This window comes from Streptomyces sp. NPDC018045 (genome assembly GCF_044327445.1).
Classification (GTDB): Bacteria; Actinomycetota; Actinomycetes; order Streptomycetales; family Streptomycetaceae; genus Streptomyces.
On the sequence record NZ_JBIRFL010000051.1, the window covers coordinates 1 to 13,813 of the forward strand.

The following is a 13,813-nucleotide window of genomic DNA, read 5'->3' on the forward strand; positions in this document are numbered from 1 at the left end:
GTACGGGTCCGGAATCCCGTATCCGCCCGTCCGGCGGGAGGGCCGGGGAGCAGGGGCTCTGGTGGCGGGTGGGTCAGGGGCGGGCGTCGCGGCGGGCGCCGGCTGGCGCGGCGTCGATGTACCGGTATCCGTAGCCGGTGTAGGTAGCGATGCCGAGGTGGTGGCACATGAAGTGCTGGCTGGCCCACCGGTGGAGCAGGTGCTCGGCGATGCGCGGGGCCTCCCGGCCGGTCGCGGTCCAGTACCTGCATTCCGGGCAGTCCGGCAGGGGGTGTGGGTCGTCGTGGTGATCGTCCAGACGATGGATGATCAGTGCGTACAGGTGGGCCTGCGGGTGGGGAGTGCGGGGGTCGCGGGCGGTGGTCTCCATCTGGGTGCAGGTGGGGCAGGGCTGGGTGCCGGGGACGGTGTGCAGGTGGGGCATCGGTGCTCCGCGGGTTACGTGAGGCGGGTGTGGTCCGGGGGCGCGAAGATGTGCGCGGCGCGGTGGACTGCGGCGCGGGTGGCCGTGGCGGCGGTGCGGAGGTGGCCGGGGGTGGCGCGGTGTTCGTCGCACCGCTGGCAGCCGGGTACGTAGTCGGGGACCTGGTCGGGATGGTCGGCGACGATGTGGGTGCTCACCCGGGTCTGACGCTGGGGGCCCTGCGTGAGGTGGGTGGTGGTGTCCGCGACGCGGTATACGCCGTAGTGCTGTTGGCACGTGGGGCACCGGCGCATCCAGTCGGGCAGGGTGGGCCACCGACCGCCCTGCTGCGCGGACTGTACGGACCTCATCGGGTCGGCTCCTCGTCGGCCTGGTCCTGGTCCTCCTCGTCGGCCTGGTCCCCGCCGTACGGCCCGTACGGGCCGATCTGGCCGGGGCTTTTCGCACCGACGGCGCGGGGGCCCTTGGCCCGGTGCTCGTGGGCGATCACTGCGAGCTCCGGAGAAGGGCAACGGCCTCGGGGCATACCGCCTCTACGATCGCGCGTCCCCAGTCCAGGCAGGCGATCAGTTCGTTGCGGACGGCGGGGGGCGGGTCCTGGTCGAGCTGGGACACGGACTGGCCGATGACGCACGCGGCGTAAAAGATCACCTGGTTGCGGTCGGGGGTGGGCATGTCTCCTCCATGGTCATGGTGTGTACGGAGAGCGGCCCCGGGCGGCTCGCGAGAGCCGTCCGGGGCCTGGCCAACCGGTGGTCCGCGTCGGGGGTCGCGGGCCTCTTCCGGCTGGCGGCGGGGGGGCGGTCCGGTCGCGGGGGCCGGGCCTCCGGACCGCCGGCTCTGCTGCCGCCGGGTGGAGTGCGCGGTGGCAGCAGAGCGGTCTAGGCGGGCGGCGTCGTCTCAGCGTCGGCCGTGGCGTCCGGGTCCGCGGGGGCCTTGACGGGCAGCGCCGCCGGCCGGGGTCCATGTACGGCTCCGTGCTGGGCGGCAAGGGTCATGGCCTCGGCCTGACAGCCCGTGCGGTACAGCGCGCGGAGTTGGGCACATTCGGTGCACTGATCATCGGGCAGCAACATTGGATCGCTCTCGCTGTGGGGGGAGTCGCGAAGGTGCTCGGCAAAAGCGCGGGTCCACTGCTCGGCGGCCGTGAGCGGCGCCGCCGGCTCTTCGGGGTGGGCCTCGTGCTGCCGTAATCGGGCGATCCCGTCGCGGACGGCCTCCAACAGGATGCGGTCGGAGGCGGTGTAGGGGTCGGGCGGCATCGTCATCGCGTGACCTTTCTGCGGGGCTGGAGCGCGGTGCGGAAGGCTTCGGGGTCGTCCCATGCGGCCCGCAGTTCGTCACAGCGTGTGCACTCGCCCGGCGGCAGGAGTCGCATCACGACTCCTGCGGGAGCCTGATCGACGCGTATACGCGAGTGCCGCCGTCCGGGGTGGTGTGGTGTCCCCACCAATCGGCGCGGGCCTCGACGCGGCGTAGACCGTCGCCGTACTCGCTGGGTGAGGGGAAAACGCGTGCGGGACCTTGGTCCTGGACGGACACGATCGCGCGGGATTCGGTGAGTGTCGCGCTCACGGCGACATTGGGGCCCATGGTGTGCCTGAACGCGTTGTCCACCAAGTCAGCAACGATCTCCGCTAGGGCCTCAGCCATCGCGGCGGGCAGGCCCCACCCCCATGCTGTAAGAGCGCATATGTGGAGGTACGCGGCGGCGGCGGGCTCTTCGTCGTAGCGGGTAAACGTCCGAGTGCAGGGACGGCCGTCGGCCTGGCGCGCCGCGGCGCGAGCGGTGAGTCCCCGCGGTGGTACCGCCGAGAGTTCGGGCCGCACGGGGTGCGGGTGGGCCTGGGGGTTCACCAACACCCCCCGTGCGCGCGGTGGATGGCGGCGCGGAGGGCGTCCGGGTCGGCCAGGCAGCCGGACCCGTCGGGGGCGGGGCCCCACCTGAACCGGTCGGGTACGCGGCTTTGGGCTCCGGGGCGGGGCATGGCGACCCATCCGCCGGCGCCAATGGCCCGGGTGGGAGGCTCGTCCCACGTCTGGGCGGTGCCGGGGGGCACGAGGAGGTAGGCGCGGGCGCTGCCCTCTCGGAGTCCCCACAGCACGGGTGCACCGGCGCGCCGCATGACGTGTAGCTCGCGCAGTACCTCGACGGCCAGTTGACGTTCGATCCGGATCGCGTCCCACTGGACGCCGGCGGGGATCAGCGCGCACCGCCGGTCGGGGTTCGCCCACTGGCGCCGGGCCGTTTCGGGGCTGGGGTGGGCGGACGCCAGCCACTCGGCGCCGGCCACTGGCCACGCGCTCATCGCGGGCCCCCGTTCTCGGCCTCTGCCTCGTCCCAAAGGCGGATGAGCGCGGCCACTGTTTTCCGCATCGCGTCCTGCGCCCGCTGGCTGGCTTTCTTGTGCTCGCGAGCCCTGTCCCTGGTCTGGTCGAATTCCTCCGTCGAAAGCCATGACGACGGCGGTTGACGGTCGTTGGGCCCCATGCGGCCCTCCGTTCGCACTCGTCCGGTATCCGCACGAAGAGCCGGAGACGATGGATCACCGTGTGTGATCACTTGCGCACGCAGGGCCCTTCAGTGGACACCATGACAGGGAAGTCCCATCGCGGGAAGTCCCATGGCGGGAATTCCCATCAGACGAGTGACGGGCTCCTGTCTGGGGGTGAGGCCCGCGTAGCCTGTGGGCTTGCGGACCCCGTCACCGGGCAGACCTGGGGGGACGGTTACACGAGGAGTGAGGGCATGAGCACGTGAGATCGATGGGGTATGCGGCGCGTCTACAGCTTGCTCAGTACCTCGTGGCGCTGCGCGACCGGGCCGGCCTCACGCTGGAGGCGGTAGCCAAGGAAGCGGGCTGCGGAAAATCGACGGTCGCCAGATACGAGACCTGGCAGGACCGGGGCGCCCGTACGGTGCCCACGGTCCGGAGCATCGCCGGAGCGTGCCAGGCCAAGCCGAAAGAAATTGCGGCCCTGGTGGAGCTGGTCCGGGCGCCGGCTGACGGCAGTTGGATCGATGACCCGGCGGTTCCTGCGTGGATGGACCCGTTGTTGTCGATCGAACGGGCCGCCGCGTACGAGCATGTTTACGCGAGCGGTCTGGTGCCGGGGCTGCTGCAAACTCGCGCCTATGCCATGGCCACCTACACGGCGAGCGAGGTGCGGGTAGAGCCGGAGGAAGTAGAACGCAAGGTATGCACTCGGCTCGAACGACAGGAAGCCATACACCGCTCGGACCTGCATCTGTGGGTAGTGCTGGACGAAAGTGTGTTGCGCCGTGAAGTAGGCGGCCCTCTGGTGATGGCAGAGCAGATCGGCCACCTGCACGCGATGGCACAGCGACCCAACGTCGATGTTCAGGTACTCCCGTTCCACGGCGGCGCGAGCGCGGCGGGTGGCGGCGGCCATTTCGTGATTCTGGGACGTGATGACGAACAGCAACCGATGAACACCATGGCCGTCGTGTACCTGGAAATGCACCGCCGGGGCGTCTACCTGGACAACCCCGAAGATTTGAGTTCCTACAAACTGACATTCGCCTACCTGTGTTCGCAGGCGATTGATCCGGCCGCATCACTAGAAATGCTGGCCAAGATGAGCAAGGAGTATTCCCGATGACAACCCGCCTGCCGGCCGGACAGCTCGCCGGAGCCACCTGGCGCAAGAGCCGCCATAGCGCAGCCGACAACGAATGTGTAGAGATTGCTCAGTTCCCGTCCGCGATAGCGGTACGCGATTCGAAGGTCGTGGCCCGCCAGCCTCTGGTGTTTCCCCGCGCCGCGTTCGCTGAATTCGTCGCAGGATGCCGGGCGGGCCACTGGGGCACGCCAGACTGACAAAGTGCGTACGTGACGGAGGGGGCTGGTCCGGTCGGGCCAGCCCCCTCCGCCGTGTTGGCTATGTACGCGAGTTGTGACCGCAGCAGAGGACCCCGGCGATCACGCCGAGTCCTCCGCTGACTCAGAACCAACGCCTGGTCGGTCCCCTTCGGGGGCTTCGAGAGCAATGATCGTGTCGAGCCGGATTGCCACAGCACCTCCTCCGGCGAGTGGCCAGGTCACATAGGTGACGCTGGGAACGGGTGACTCGGTGAGCGACTCCAGTCGTCCGGTGTGCTTCTCCAAGCTGTGCCCGTTGGCGAGCACCACCGCTTCGCGTTCCTGGGCGCCGATGGCATAGCGGACGATCATCTGTGGCGGAACGAAGTCGGGGTCGTAGAACAAGGCAGGTTCCTTCCTTCTTGGAGGGGTTGAGCCGCGTCGAAACGACTCCCGTTCTCGCGTACACAGCCAGCCGTGTTCACCGCCGCTTGCGGCCGCGCTGCTTCTTCCGGGTAGTCACCACCTGGTTCGCCGCGGCCGCCGGCTTCGCGTCTGCGGTGGTCTTCACAGCTTCCTCCCGAGCCTTCGCGATGCGGTCGGCGCACTCAGCCTCGACCACGCGAACACGCTCCTCGACGGCGGCCTGTGCCTCATCCCTCGCCGCTTCGGCCTGCCGGACACGCTCCGCGGCTTCCTCACGCGCCTCCTGGTGCCGCCGCGTCTCCTCGACCGCGCTCAGACACTCCGCCCGTACGGCCCGTGTCTCGGCCCGCGCCTCCTCGACTTCGCGCAGACACGTCTGACGTACGGCCCGCGTCTCCGCCTCGGCCGTCTCCCGCGCCTCCTGGTGCCGCCGGGCCTCCGCCCGCGCCTCCTCCAGCTCGCGCAGACACTCCGCCCGTGCCGTCCGTGTTTCCGCCTCGGCTGTCTCCCGCGCCTCCTGGTGCCGCCGTGTCTCGGCCCGCGCCTCCTCGACTTCGCGCAGACACGCCTGTCGTACGGCCCGCGTCTCCGCCTCGGCCGTCTCCCGCGCCTCCAGGTGCCGCCGGGCCTCTGCCCGCGCTCGCGCTGTCTCCTGCCGGGCCTGGTCGATGTCTCGGGAGGCATGCTGGAGCCTGTCCCGGACGGCGGCCACGAACCGCAGACGCTCGCGCGACTCCTCGGCCGTCTGCGCCAGTGTCTCCAGTGTCTGGCCCACCTCACCGGCTGGTGTCTGCCAGACGCCAGCCGGTGTCTCTGCCGTCCGCTGAGACGGCAGACGGATACCTGTGCTGTCCGTACTCACTAACTCCCCCTCGGTCCGTGGCTGCGCGGTCACTGGGTGGTGCCCGACATCGCCGGAGTACGGGTGGCCGCGTCGCGCAGTTCCTGGATCACGCCGTTCGCTGGCCCGCGGCTGTACGTGATGCCCAGGGACGCCAGACGCGCCGTCAAGTCCTTCGCGATCGCGTTGGTGGTGCGGTCGTCGTCTGCGCTGACGTACGCCTCGTACAGGGCAGTGAGCTGATCCCGCTTGGTGGGCAGGGCCAGGACGCGCGCTGCTGTCTCCGGATCGACGGCGGGGACGCCGGTTTCGGCGGCCTCATCCTCCTGCTGGTCGATACGGACGGTGATCCGCGGAGGGTCCTGCTGCTGGCCGGCCGCCGCGGTGCCGAGAACGCTCACGGTGGGCAGCTCGGTGCACTGGTCGGCGTCGGCGGGGCGCTCGGTCTCGTACGGCTCGTACGGGAACTCGGCGAGCAACCTCCGCTCGGCTTCCTCGGCCGCGGCCTCGATGCCCTGCCGCAGCTCCTCGGCCTCCTGACGGGCCGCGGGCGACACGCCCGCCCACGGGGAATCAGCCTCCGTGATGTGCATCTGCCCGGCGTAGACGCGCTGGGCGACGCGGGCCCGGTAGATGGCCCGGCGCTCTTCGTCCAGCGCGCACCCGGCCCGGTCCTGGGCCCGCGCCAACGCGGCCTGGAGGCGGAGGCCGCGCCATCCGTTCTTCTTCTTCATGACGTGGTGGCGGTGGGCCAGGTCAACGGCCCGGTCCATCGCGCGGCCCTCGGTGATCTGCTGGGCGGTCAGGTTGCGGTGCGCCAGCCCCAGAAGGGCCATGAGGCGTTCCCGCAGGTCGCGGAGGATCTGGGCGGCGGCGGTCTGCGATTCCTCGCCTGTACGGTGCCGCAGATCTAGCCCAAGAGCGGAGTGAGCGGCCAACGCGCTCCCGAAAGGGCCCACGATGATGCGTACGAGGGTGCCGGTCGTCATCCCGCCGCCCTCGTGCCACGCCGGAACGGCGGCCAGGACCGCGAGAATCCACACCGCACTGCCGTACCACCCTGGCGAGCCCTCGGAGGCCATGCGTTCGCGGGCGCCGAGTACGGACATGGCGATCAGCATTTCGAACGCGGCGCACGACAGCAGACGCCACGGCGTCTCGGTCATGCCCAACCCGTCGTCGGTGAAGCGGTAGCCGGTGTTCAGGCTCACCGAGGTGCACACGAGGAACGCACCCGCGGCCGCGATGGTCCCCGCGCTGAACTTCCGACGGCTCCCGCCCTCACTGGCGGCAGGGGCCTGCTGCGCGGCGTCCTGGAGGCGGCGGCACAGAATGATGCCGACGAGCACGCACGCGAAAGTGACGACCGCGAGTGCGGTGGTGGGGTGGTCCGAGACCCACCCGTCAAGCATCGTGTAGTACCTCATCGGCCCGTCTCCTTGGAGATTCGGCCGGGTGTGCCCCAGTAGCTCGCCGGGGCCTTACTGTTGACGTACATGGGAGGTCCTTTCCTCCTTGGTGAGCCCTGGGGTTGTCTTCGTGGTTGTAGAGGCCCCGGGGCTCTCTTTCCGATCTGATGTATCCAGTAGATCTACTGCCGGTGATGGATCTACTGGTTCCTGCGGGACGGCCGGGTCGGCAGTCTCTGGCCGGGCGGCATGGGTGGGAAGGGCTCGCCGCCCGTGAACTCCGCGCGCATACGCTCGATTTCCCGGCTAAGAGCCTCTTCGGCAAGCTCAGTGAGGCTGGCGTATCCACCAGGGCGGTTGTTCGTCCAGTAGACAACTGCTTTGGCTTCGTCCTGGACGGAGCGGAGTACATATGCCTGGAACTTGGTGCGGGTGTCCTTCGGCTCCTCAGCAGCCGCAGCGTCCGGGGGCAGCTCCCCGGGAAGCTGCGATGCGCCGGGGGCGCCGTCCCGCTCTTCAGCGGAATCCTTCTGCGTGCCCCCGCCCTCGCGGTCCTTGAGCCTCTGCGCCAACCTCTCGGCCCTCGTAAGCGGATCTCCCGTCACGCCACACGCTCCCGCACCCTCTTGGCGAACTCTCCATAGATGTAATTCGCGTCGTAGGCGGGGGACATGTACTGACTCAACAGCAGATCCTTATCCCACGCTTCCTTGATCTTTACCCGGACGGGCATTTCGCCGAGTTTGTCCAGGGGCAACGCCTCGAACTCCTTCCTGAATTTCTTGTTGACGTTCGTCCCCCCAACAAGGTTGCCGAACCACCCCAGGATGCGAACCTTCACTTCCAGCTCTGTTTCGAGGGCTTCGATCTGGTCCAGCAGAATTTCGAAGTTCCGCATACACGGGCCCTCGTACTGCACCACAACAATCACCCCGCCGCGCTTACTCTTCGTCGTGGCGTACAGGGCGTTGTCGGTGCCAGAACCCAGGTTGGATTCGCAGTCGATCAGGATTACGTGGTAGTACCGCAGCAGCGGCTGGAGCGCTCGCCACAGGCGCAGTTCGCGGCCCCGCTTGCCCGCTAGCTTGTCGTTCAGGCTGAACAGGTCGTCACGTGTCGGGATGATGTGCAAGTTGTCTGTGACGGCGTAGACCAGATCCAGGGCGGAGCCGTCGCTCTCGCCAAGCATGATGCTGGCGATTCCGTTCGCGCTGGGGTCGTCCTCGATTCCTACCCCGTCGGACAGTGTGCCGTTGGGGTCCATGTCAACGAAAAGGACACGCAGCGGCGGCGTCTCGGCCGGCTTGTCGGGGGCGCTGAGCTTGTCCCCCAGGCCCTTCACAGTCTCCGTCTTGCCCACTCCCCCTTTCTGCATGCACCCGGCAACCACGGCGGCGTCATCGTCAAGCGGCGTCAGGTGGGTGAAGTCCACCCGCGCCAGGACTTTCGGACCGGTATCCGCTGGATCGGTGCGATCCTTCAGATCTGGCATATCCACACCCTCCAGTAGCTCTGACAGATCCAGCAGATCTACTGGATCTACTGGGTGCCCGGCTCAGCGTTGGGACGACGTTGCCTTACTACATCCTCCACTGCGGGCAGATACGGCAGATCCTACGCATCCAGTCACTCGTATGGATCTGCTGGTTCTAGTGTATCCAGTAGATCTACTGGATACACTAGAACCACAAGAGGGGCCGGGTTCGTGGCCCGGCCCCTCGTAGTCGGCCCTCGGCGTCGTCGGTTGCGTCCCGTCGTCCAGGGCCTCGATCCCCTGGAGGGAATCAATGCTCAGGGTAGAGGAGAGGCGGCCGGACGGCCGTACGAGTCTGCTGCTGGCCCGCGCGGTACCGGTGGACGCCATCGGGCCGACGCTGGTCGCGGTGGGACAGGTGACGGGCCGTCTGGCGGTTCCGGCACCGCGTCCGTCGGCGGACGACGGGCTGTGCGCGCTGGCGGTCGCGGTGGGGGTGCTGGGCCGGTGACCTACCGTGCGGAGACTGAGGACTGGGAGTCTGAGGCGGCATCGGCCGCGGTCCGCCGGGTGATGGGCCTTCCCCGGGAGGCGGTGGCTGACCTGGCGTGGGAGAGGTCGGCGGGCGATCCGGTGGTGGTGTTCGCGGCGTCGCTGGGGGTGGATGCGCAGACGGGCGAGCGGGTGTTCACGGACCGGTGGGCGGCCGCCGCGGTGCTGGGCACGGGTTGGTCCGGCTGAGAAGTGACATCAGTGGGGGGGCGGAGCCCGGCCGGCTCCGCCCCCCCACTGATGTCAGTCGCCGGGCAGTGGTTCTGACCCGGCGTGAGCCGCCTCCAGGCGGGCCTGGTGCCGGACTGCCTTGTGATAGGCGGTGTTGTCCTGGCCGGGAATCAGACTGCGCATGCGGATGATGGCGGTGCCCAGTCCGACGGCAACGGTCACGTCGGTGACCTGGAGCCACAGCGCGTGAGCGCGGCTGGCGGACTCTGCGGCCGCCGGATGGTCGCCCTGGTGGAACTGGCGTTCTGCGACGTCCCGGTACAGGTGCGCGGCGGCCGTGAGGTCGCCGCGCTGCACGTTGAGGTAGGCGCGGATTTCGCGGGCCCGCACGGCTTCGGGGTGGCTGGGGCCGTGCGTGCGGGCGGTGGCGTCGTCCAGCTCGGCGGCCAGGTCGGCGGCGCCGTCCAGGTCCCCGGCCTGCTCCAGGGGCCGGATGCGCAAGAAACTGGGGGCCGGCTGCGGGGCGGGGCGGGCGGGTTCCGCCGGGGCGGGGGGCCGGGGGGACTGGGTCGGTTCGGCCGCGCGGGCCGGAGGCGGTTCGGGCTCGTTGCGGGGTGCGGGCACCGGGGCGGGCCCGGCGGGTGCCTGCGGGCGGCGGGCGGTGGCCTTGCGGCGGCGGGAAGTGTCGCGGCGTGCGGGGCCGTCGGCGGTGACAGTGCCGGAGGGCTCGATAATCAGGGGCCATACCGTGCCGTCCGGGTCGCTGGCCTCGGCCCGGACGGGCCGTGTGAGCTGGGCGGCCAGGGCCGCGACGGCGGCCGCGGCCTGGTTCTGGCCCGTGTAGGGCCCGGCCTCGATGCCGGGGCCGTCGGCGGTCACGGTGCCGTCGTCGGCTGCGGTGAGCCGGTAGCACGGCCACCGGGGCACAGTGGCGCGCGTGGTGTCGTCCGTCATGGTCCTCCTTACTGGGCGGTGGTCGCGGCCAGTTGCCAGGGCTGGCCTGCGGCGGTGCGGGTCAGCTCGGCGAACACGGTCACGGTGACGGGCGTTCCGCTCCAGTTGTCGCGTCCGTGCGGGGTGATGGTCAGGGTGTACTGGCGGTAAGCCGTGGTGGGGGTGTCGGCCGGGCGGCCGGCTTCGGCGGTCGCGGCGGCCTTGACGGTGGTATGGGCCCGGTGCCGGGCCCACTCGGCCCACTGCGCGCCGGGGGCGGCGCGGGGGGTGTGGCTGGTGAGCTGGGCCGCGTAGGCGGGGGTGCACCATCCGGCCCGCGCCGCCCGCGCGATGGCGTCCTGAGGGGAGGTGTCGAGAGCGGTGTCGGAGGTCCACATGGCTGTGAGCGCGCCACGTGCCACGGCATCGGCGTCCTGCCGGTCGATGTCGCCGGGGGCGGGGGCGGGGGCCTTGGGGGTGCCGCTGGCGCCCCGGGGAACCGGTGCTGCGGGCGCGGTGCGGGCCGGTTCGGGGTAGGGCCCGGTGCCGGTGGCCGGGGGTGTGCTGGGGTGCGGGGCCGGGTCGGCGCGGCCGCCCGGGTCGGTGCCCGCGCTGCACCCGGCCAGGGCGAGCACCGCGGCCGCGCACAGCGCGGCGGGAAGGTGACGGCGCATCATCCGAACCTCCTGATGACCTGGGGTTTTGAGCTGTAGTAAGGCTCGTTCAGGGACGAGATTTTGACGACGTCGCCGGTTTTCGGGGCGTGCACGAATCTGCCGGCGCCCACGTAGATGCCGATGTGGTCGTAGTCACCGCCGCCGTGGAGGGCGAACGCGACGACATCGCCGACGGCGATGGCGGAGCGGCTGACCGGCTTGCCCTGGGTGGCCTGGACCTGGGAGGTGCGCGGCAGGGTGATTCGTCCCTCGCTGGCCTGGTAAACGGCGTACTGCACAAGGCTGGAACAGTCGAAGCCGCGGGTGCCGGCGCCTTGGGCGAAGCCGGTGCCGGGGCCGGTGACGGTGCCGCCGCCCCAGCTGTAGGGGGTGCCCAGCCAGCGTTTGCCGTAGGCGGCGACGCGGACGCCGAACGCGCTGGTCTGGTTGCTTTCGTTGATGGCGCCGGCCTGGTACTTGTCCGCCAGCTTCAGGATCTTGGCGACGTACGCCTGGGTCTCGGGGTAGGGCGGTATGCCCCGGTGGCTCTGCACCGCGCCGGGGCCCGCGTTGTAGGCGGCCAGGGTCAGACTCAGCTGGTCGCCGGGCAGTTTGTAGCTCTTGATCTCCTTAGCGAGCCAGCATTCGTACCGGGCCTGGGTCATGATGGCGTCCCCGGGGGTGAACGGGTCGGCGACGCCGTCCGGCTTCGGGGTGCCGTCCTTGCTGGCCGCGTCCACGCCCCAGGTGCGCCAGGTGGCGGGGATGAACTGGGCGATGCCCTGGGCGATTACCGCGCCCGTGCCGGGGTTGCGGCTCTGGGCGTTGGGCTGCCAGTTGCTCTCTGCCTCGATCTGCGCGGCCAGGACAGGGCCGGGCAGCTGCGGGCAGGACTGGGCGGCCCGCGCGATCCACCCGCGGTACTGCGGCGGAATCGATTTGGTGTCCAGCAGCATGCCGGGGCCGCCGATACCGTCGTCAACGGCGGCGTCGTCGTCGCTGGCGGCGCTCACGATCACCAGAAAGAGCGACATCAGGGCCGCACCGCACACGCCGACGCTGGCCGCAGCCAGGGTGGTCGTGCGGGAGGCTGTGCCGCTCATCGGGCTTTCACCCCGGGTGCGCGCCCCCGGCCGCCCGCAGGAGCAGATCCCTTATGGGCGCCTTGAGGAACCGCCACTCGCGGCGGACACGAAACCCCTTCAGTTCGCCGCGCTGGGCGGCCTCCCAGACCTGGCGGGGACTGGTGCGCATGGCAGCGGCCACCTCGCGCGTGGTCAGGGTGTCCGGTAGAGCGGCCAGGGGATCTGCCGGCGTGGCCTGCCCGGTGGCCAGGGCCTCCAGGCAGCTGCGCAGCACGCGCCAGACCGGGCCCCATTTGAAGGCGCCGGGCAGCTGTCCCGCGTCGGCCAGGGCCCGCACCTGGCGGGGGTGTGAGTGCATCGCGTCGGCGACTTCCCGCGGCGTCATCACCTCGGGGAACGCCCCGAACAGCGGCCCGTCGGGCGTATACCGCTGCCCGCTGATCTTCGCCTCGGCGGCGGCCCGCGGAATGCGCCAGGTCCGCCCCCACTTGAACGCGCCGGGTAGGTCGCCCTCCCGGCACAGCAGCCGGACGTGATGGGGCGTCACCCGCATGACCGTCGCAACCTCCTCGACCGTCATTACGTCGCCGTAGCTCTCCAGCTGCACGCCCGTCGTCCCTCGGCCTCCGCGATCCAATCTGACACTGGATTATCACTGGTCTCCCTCCCCCTCGGTGGCCATGTGGTGCACACGCGTTCCCTAAACCGACTGATGGCGCTGTTTACCCGGGAAAGACGATAGCGGACTGGACCAACGTCCGTGTACAAATACGTACTCAGAGCTACACTGACCATCATCCACGGACGTAAGAAGGGGGGGTTCCGTGACAGGAGAGACACCCGCGAATACGTGGGTTACGACGCAACAGACCGCCCCGCCGGTTTCCCGGCCGCAGCCCCCGGCCCCGGACCCGTCGGCAGTCACCGGCCCGCTGCGGCCCCAGCCCGGAGCGGTAACCTCCGTAACGGGCCTGCCCGTTGCACGCTACAGCGCTCCACTGACACCGGGTTCCTGGTGGCTGCTGGGCTGCCACGGCGGCGCGGGTGTCACCACCCTGGAGCAGGCGCTACCCGGCGGCACGGATGCACAACGCCTGTGGCCCGCGCCCATAGACCACGTACGCGCCCCCGTGCTTCTGGTGGCCCGCTCGCATCACGCGGGCCTGGTTGCCGCCCAGCAGGCGGCCCGCCAGTGGGCCGCCGGGGCACTGCCCTGGGTACAGCTGCTCGGCCTGGTCGTCGTCGCCGACGCCCCGGGCCGCCCGCCCAAGGCGCTCAGAGATCTTCAGCGGCTGGTGTCCGGAGGGGTGCCCCGTCTATGGGACATTCCCTGGTCGGACGCCTGGCGCTGCGGAGAGCCGCCCCACACCCACCCCATGCGCCAGGTCGCCGTGCTCGGCCGGGACCTGGCCCAGACCATCGGAGGTACTGTTCATGGCCGTTCTTGACCTGGTGTCCGCCCACGCGGGCACCCTTCATCACATGATCGAGCTTGCGGCGCCGCCCAACCCGGGGGCCGGACAGGCGCCGCCCGGGTCGGAAAAGCTGCTGACGATCCTGAGGTGGGTGGCCTGGGGCGTCTCGTTCGCCTGCGTGCTGGGCGTGCTGACCTGCGCGGCGAAGATGGCGATCAGCCACCGCCGAGGGGAGGGCGGCGAGCACGCCACCAGCCTGGGTTGGGTGCTGGGGGCCTGCTTCCTGGCCGGCTCGGCGTCCGGCCTCGTCGGCATGATCCTTTCCTAGGGCCGCAGGCCACCGTGGGGGAAGTACACATGACAGACACACACGCCACTACGCCGCGCAGCCCCTGGACCCGCCCGGGGTTCCTGGCCGCGCTCGGTTTTGTCCTGGCCGTGGCCGTCCTGGGTGTGGCGGTGATCGCCGGTGGCGGCGAATCCCGCGATGCGGGCGCCGCCCCGGGCCCCGCCCCGGGCAGCGGCCACAGCGCGCCCCCGGCCGGAGCCAGCGGCTCCTGCCCGGCGCTGGCAGACGCCGATCAGAGCATCCCGCAGGCGGCT

20 protein-coding genes and 1 pseudogene are annotated in these 13,813 nt (G+C 70.3%); 7 read left to right on the forward strand and 14 right to left on the reverse strand.

Annotation, left to right across the window (positions count from 1 at the left end; all coding sequences use genetic code 11):
• Positions 1-73: 73 nt before the first annotated feature.
• From ACH4EB_RS37845 to ACH4EB_RS37870, 6 genes are all read right to left on the reverse strand, one after another.
• A complete protein-coding gene (locus tag ACH4EB_RS37845) occupies positions 74-424 on the reverse strand; it encodes a hypothetical protein (protein ID WP_398353041.1) in 351 nt (116 codons plus the stop codon).
• Positions 425-438: 14 nt separating this feature from the next.
• Positions 439-774, reverse strand: coding sequence for a hypothetical protein (locus ACH4EB_RS37850; protein WP_398353042.1), 336 nt, complete (start codon positions 772-774; stop codon positions 439-441).
• Entirely contained in the window at positions 771-914 is a 144-nt protein-coding gene (locus ACH4EB_RS37855; RefSeq protein WP_398353043.1) for a hypothetical protein, read from the reverse strand. The genes ACH4EB_RS37850 and ACH4EB_RS37855 overlap by 4 nt, the downstream gene beginning before the upstream one ends.
• Positions 911-1,099, reverse strand: a complete 189-nt coding sequence (locus ACH4EB_RS37860) for a hypothetical protein (protein WP_398353044.1) — start codon at positions 1,097-1,099, stop codon at positions 911-913. The genes ACH4EB_RS37855 and ACH4EB_RS37860 overlap by 4 nt, the downstream gene beginning before the upstream one ends.
• Before the next feature lie 206 nt (positions 1,100-1,305).
• Complete coding sequence (locus ACH4EB_RS37865; protein WP_398353045.1) at positions 1,306-1,692, reverse strand: hypothetical protein; 387 nt, start codon at positions 1,690-1,692, stop codon at positions 1,306-1,308.
• 585 nt (positions 1,693-2,277) lie between these two features.
• Positions 2,278-2,733 carry a hypothetical protein gene (locus tag ACH4EB_RS37870; RefSeq protein ID WP_398353046.1) on the reverse strand — a complete coding sequence of 152 codons (456 nt, stop codon included), beginning with the start codon at positions 2,731-2,733 and terminating at the stop codon, positions 2,278-2,280.
• 457 nt (positions 2,734-3,190) lie between these two features.
• Between ACH4EB_RS37870 and ACH4EB_RS37875 the strand changes: the two genes are divergently transcribed.
• Both ACH4EB_RS37875 and ACH4EB_RS37880 read left to right on the forward strand, forming a co-directional pair.
• Positions 3,191-4,048 (forward strand): helix-turn-helix domain-containing protein, encoded by an 858-nt coding sequence (locus tag ACH4EB_RS37875; protein ID WP_398353064.1) that lies wholly within the window; start codon positions 3,191-3,193, stop codon positions 4,046-4,048.
• Positions 4,045-4,266 carry a DUF397 domain-containing protein gene (locus tag ACH4EB_RS37880; RefSeq protein ID WP_398353047.1) on the forward strand — a complete coding sequence of 74 codons (222 nt, stop codon included), beginning with the start codon at positions 4,045-4,047 and terminating at the stop codon, positions 4,264-4,266. Before ACH4EB_RS37875 ends, ACH4EB_RS37880 begins: the two co-directional genes overlap by 4 nt.
• Positions 4,267-4,368: 102 nt before the next feature.
• Here the strand turns inward: ACH4EB_RS37880 and ACH4EB_RS37885 are convergent, their stop codons facing one another.
• The 4 genes from ACH4EB_RS37885 to ACH4EB_RS37900 all read right to left on the reverse strand — a co-directional run bounded on the left by ACH4EB_RS37885 (position 4,369) and on the right by ACH4EB_RS37900 (position 8,416).
• Positions 4,369-4,653, reverse strand: a complete 285-nt coding sequence (locus tag ACH4EB_RS37885; RefSeq protein ID WP_398353049.1) for a hypothetical protein — start codon at positions 4,651-4,653, stop codon at positions 4,369-4,371.
• A 76-nt stretch (positions 4,654-4,729) separates the two neighbouring features.
• Positions 4,730-5,449 (reverse strand): hypothetical protein, encoded by a 720-nt coding sequence (locus ACH4EB_RS37890; protein WP_398353050.1) that lies wholly within the window; start codon positions 5,447-5,449, stop codon positions 4,730-4,732.
• Between the two features lie 116 nt (positions 5,450-5,565).
• Positions 5,566-6,942, reverse strand: coding sequence for a hypothetical protein (locus ACH4EB_RS37895; protein WP_398353051.1), 1,377 nt, complete (start codon positions 6,940-6,942; stop codon positions 5,566-5,568).
• Between the two features lie 583 nt (positions 6,943-7,525).
• Positions 7,526-8,416, reverse strand: a complete 891-nt coding sequence (locus ACH4EB_RS37900; protein ID WP_398353053.1) for a ParA family protein — start codon at positions 8,414-8,416, stop codon at positions 7,526-7,528.
• 295 nt (positions 8,417-8,711) lie between these two features.
• Between ACH4EB_RS37900 and ACH4EB_RS37905 the strand changes: the two genes are divergently transcribed.
• Together ACH4EB_RS37905 and ACH4EB_RS37910 are read left to right on the forward strand one after the other, a co-directional pair.
• Positions 8,712-8,909, forward strand: coding sequence for a hypothetical protein (locus ACH4EB_RS37905; protein ID WP_398353054.1), 198 nt, complete (start codon positions 8,712-8,714; stop codon positions 8,907-8,909).
• Complete coding sequence (locus ACH4EB_RS37910; RefSeq protein ID WP_398353055.1) at positions 8,906-9,139, forward strand: hypothetical protein; 234 nt, start codon at positions 8,906-8,908, stop codon at positions 9,137-9,139. The genes ACH4EB_RS37905 and ACH4EB_RS37910 overlap by 4 nt, the downstream gene beginning before the upstream one ends.
• A gap of 54 nt (positions 9,140-9,193) precedes the next feature.
• Here the strand turns inward: ACH4EB_RS37910 and ACH4EB_RS37915 are convergent, their stop codons facing one another.
• Genes ACH4EB_RS37915 through ACH4EB_RS37930 form a run of 4 tightly spaced genes read right to left on the reverse strand, consistent with a single transcriptional unit; the run spans position 9,194 to position 12,402 of the window.
• Positions 9,194-10,075 carry a hypothetical protein gene (locus ACH4EB_RS37915; protein WP_398353056.1) on the reverse strand — a complete coding sequence of 294 codons (882 nt, stop codon included), beginning with the start codon at positions 10,073-10,075 and terminating at the stop codon, positions 9,194-9,196.
• Positions 10,076-10,083: 8 nt separating this feature from the next.
• Positions 10,084-10,731, reverse strand: a complete 648-nt coding sequence (locus tag ACH4EB_RS37920; protein ID WP_398353057.1) for a hypothetical protein — start codon at positions 10,729-10,731, stop codon at positions 10,084-10,086.
• A complete protein-coding gene (locus tag ACH4EB_RS37925; RefSeq protein WP_398353058.1) occupies positions 10,728-11,813 on the reverse strand; it encodes an NlpC/P60 family protein in 1,086 nt (361 codons plus the stop codon). Before ACH4EB_RS37925 ends, ACH4EB_RS37920 begins: the two co-directional genes overlap by 4 nt.
• A gap of 7 nt (positions 11,814-11,820) precedes the next feature.
• Positions 11,821-12,402, reverse strand: coding sequence for a helix-turn-helix domain-containing protein (locus ACH4EB_RS37930; RefSeq protein ID WP_398353059.1), 582 nt, complete (start codon positions 12,400-12,402; stop codon positions 11,821-11,823).
• Positions 12,403-12,619: 217 nt separating this feature from the next.
• Here ACH4EB_RS37930 and ACH4EB_RS37935 point away from each other — a divergent pair, with 217 nt between their 5' ends.
• The 3 genes and pseudogenes from ACH4EB_RS37935 to ACH4EB_RS37945 all read left to right on the forward strand — a co-directional run.
• The gene (locus ACH4EB_RS37935; protein ID WP_398353060.1) at positions 12,620-13,243 is read left to right on the forward strand and encodes a DUF6668 family protein; all 624 of its coding nucleotides are present in this window, start codon (positions 12,620-12,622) and stop codon (positions 13,241-13,243) included.
• Positions 13,230-13,538 (forward strand): hypothetical protein, encoded by a 309-nt coding sequence (locus tag ACH4EB_RS37940; protein ID WP_398353062.1) that lies wholly within the window; start codon positions 13,230-13,232, stop codon positions 13,536-13,538. Before ACH4EB_RS37935 ends, ACH4EB_RS37940 begins: the two co-directional genes overlap by 14 nt.
• 29 nt (positions 13,539-13,567) lie before the next feature.
• Positions 13,568-13,813, forward strand: a pseudogene (locus ACH4EB_RS37945) (hypothetical protein); the annotation flags it as partial.

Bases quoted from the DNA above. Each gene is read 5' to 3' on its own strand.
- ACH4EB_RS37850 (WP_398353042.1), bottom strand. From the start codon at position 774: ATGAGGTCCGTACAGTCCGCGCAGCAGGGCGGTCGGTGGCCCACCCTG.
- ACH4EB_RS37925 (WP_398353058.1), bottom strand. From the start codon at position 11,813: ATGAGCGGCACAGCCTCCCGCACGACCACCCTGGCTGCGGCCAGCGTC.
- ACH4EB_RS37865 (WP_398353045.1), bottom strand. From the start codon at position 1,692: ATGACGATGCCGCCCGACCCCTACACCGCCTCCGACCGCATCCTGTTG.
- ACH4EB_RS37900 (WP_398353053.1), bottom strand. From the start codon at position 8,416: ATGCCAGATCTGAAGGATCGCACCGATCCAGCGGATACCGGTCCGAAA.
- ACH4EB_RS37915 (WP_398353056.1), bottom strand. From the start codon at position 10,075: ATGACGGACGACACCACGCGCGCCACTGTGCCCCGGTGGCCGTGCTAC.
- ACH4EB_RS37895 (WP_398353051.1), bottom strand. From the start codon at position 6,942: ATGAGGTACTACACGATGCTTGACGGGTGGGTCTCGGACCACCCCACC.
- ACH4EB_RS37870 (WP_398353046.1), bottom strand. From the start codon at position 2,733: ATGAGCGCGTGGCCAGTGGCCGGCGCCGAGTGGCTGGCGTCCGCCCAC.
- ACH4EB_RS37875 (WP_398353064.1), top strand. From the start codon at position 3,191: ATGGGGTATGCGGCGCGTCTACAGCTTGCTCAGTACCTCGTGGCGCTG.
- ACH4EB_RS37845 (WP_398353041.1), bottom strand. From the start codon at position 424: ATGCCCCACCTGCACACCGTCCCCGGCACCCAGCCCTGCCCCACCTGC.
- ACH4EB_RS37905 (WP_398353054.1), top strand. From the start codon at position 8,712: ATGCTCAGGGTAGAGGAGAGGCGGCCGGACGGCCGTACGAGTCTGCTG.
- ACH4EB_RS37920 (WP_398353057.1), bottom strand. From the start codon at position 10,731: ATGATGCGCCGTCACCTTCCCGCCGCGCTGTGCGCGGCCGCGGTGCTC.
- ACH4EB_RS37880 (WP_398353047.1), top strand. From the start codon at position 4,045: ATGACAACCCGCCTGCCGGCCGGACAGCTCGCCGGAGCCACCTGGCGC.
- ACH4EB_RS37860 (WP_398353044.1), bottom strand. From the start codon at position 1,099: ATGCCCACCCCCGACCGCAACCAGGTGATCTTTTACGCCGCGTGCGTC.
- ACH4EB_RS37940 (WP_398353062.1), top strand. From the start codon at position 13,230: ATGGCCGTTCTTGACCTGGTGTCCGCCCACGCGGGCACCCTTCATCAC.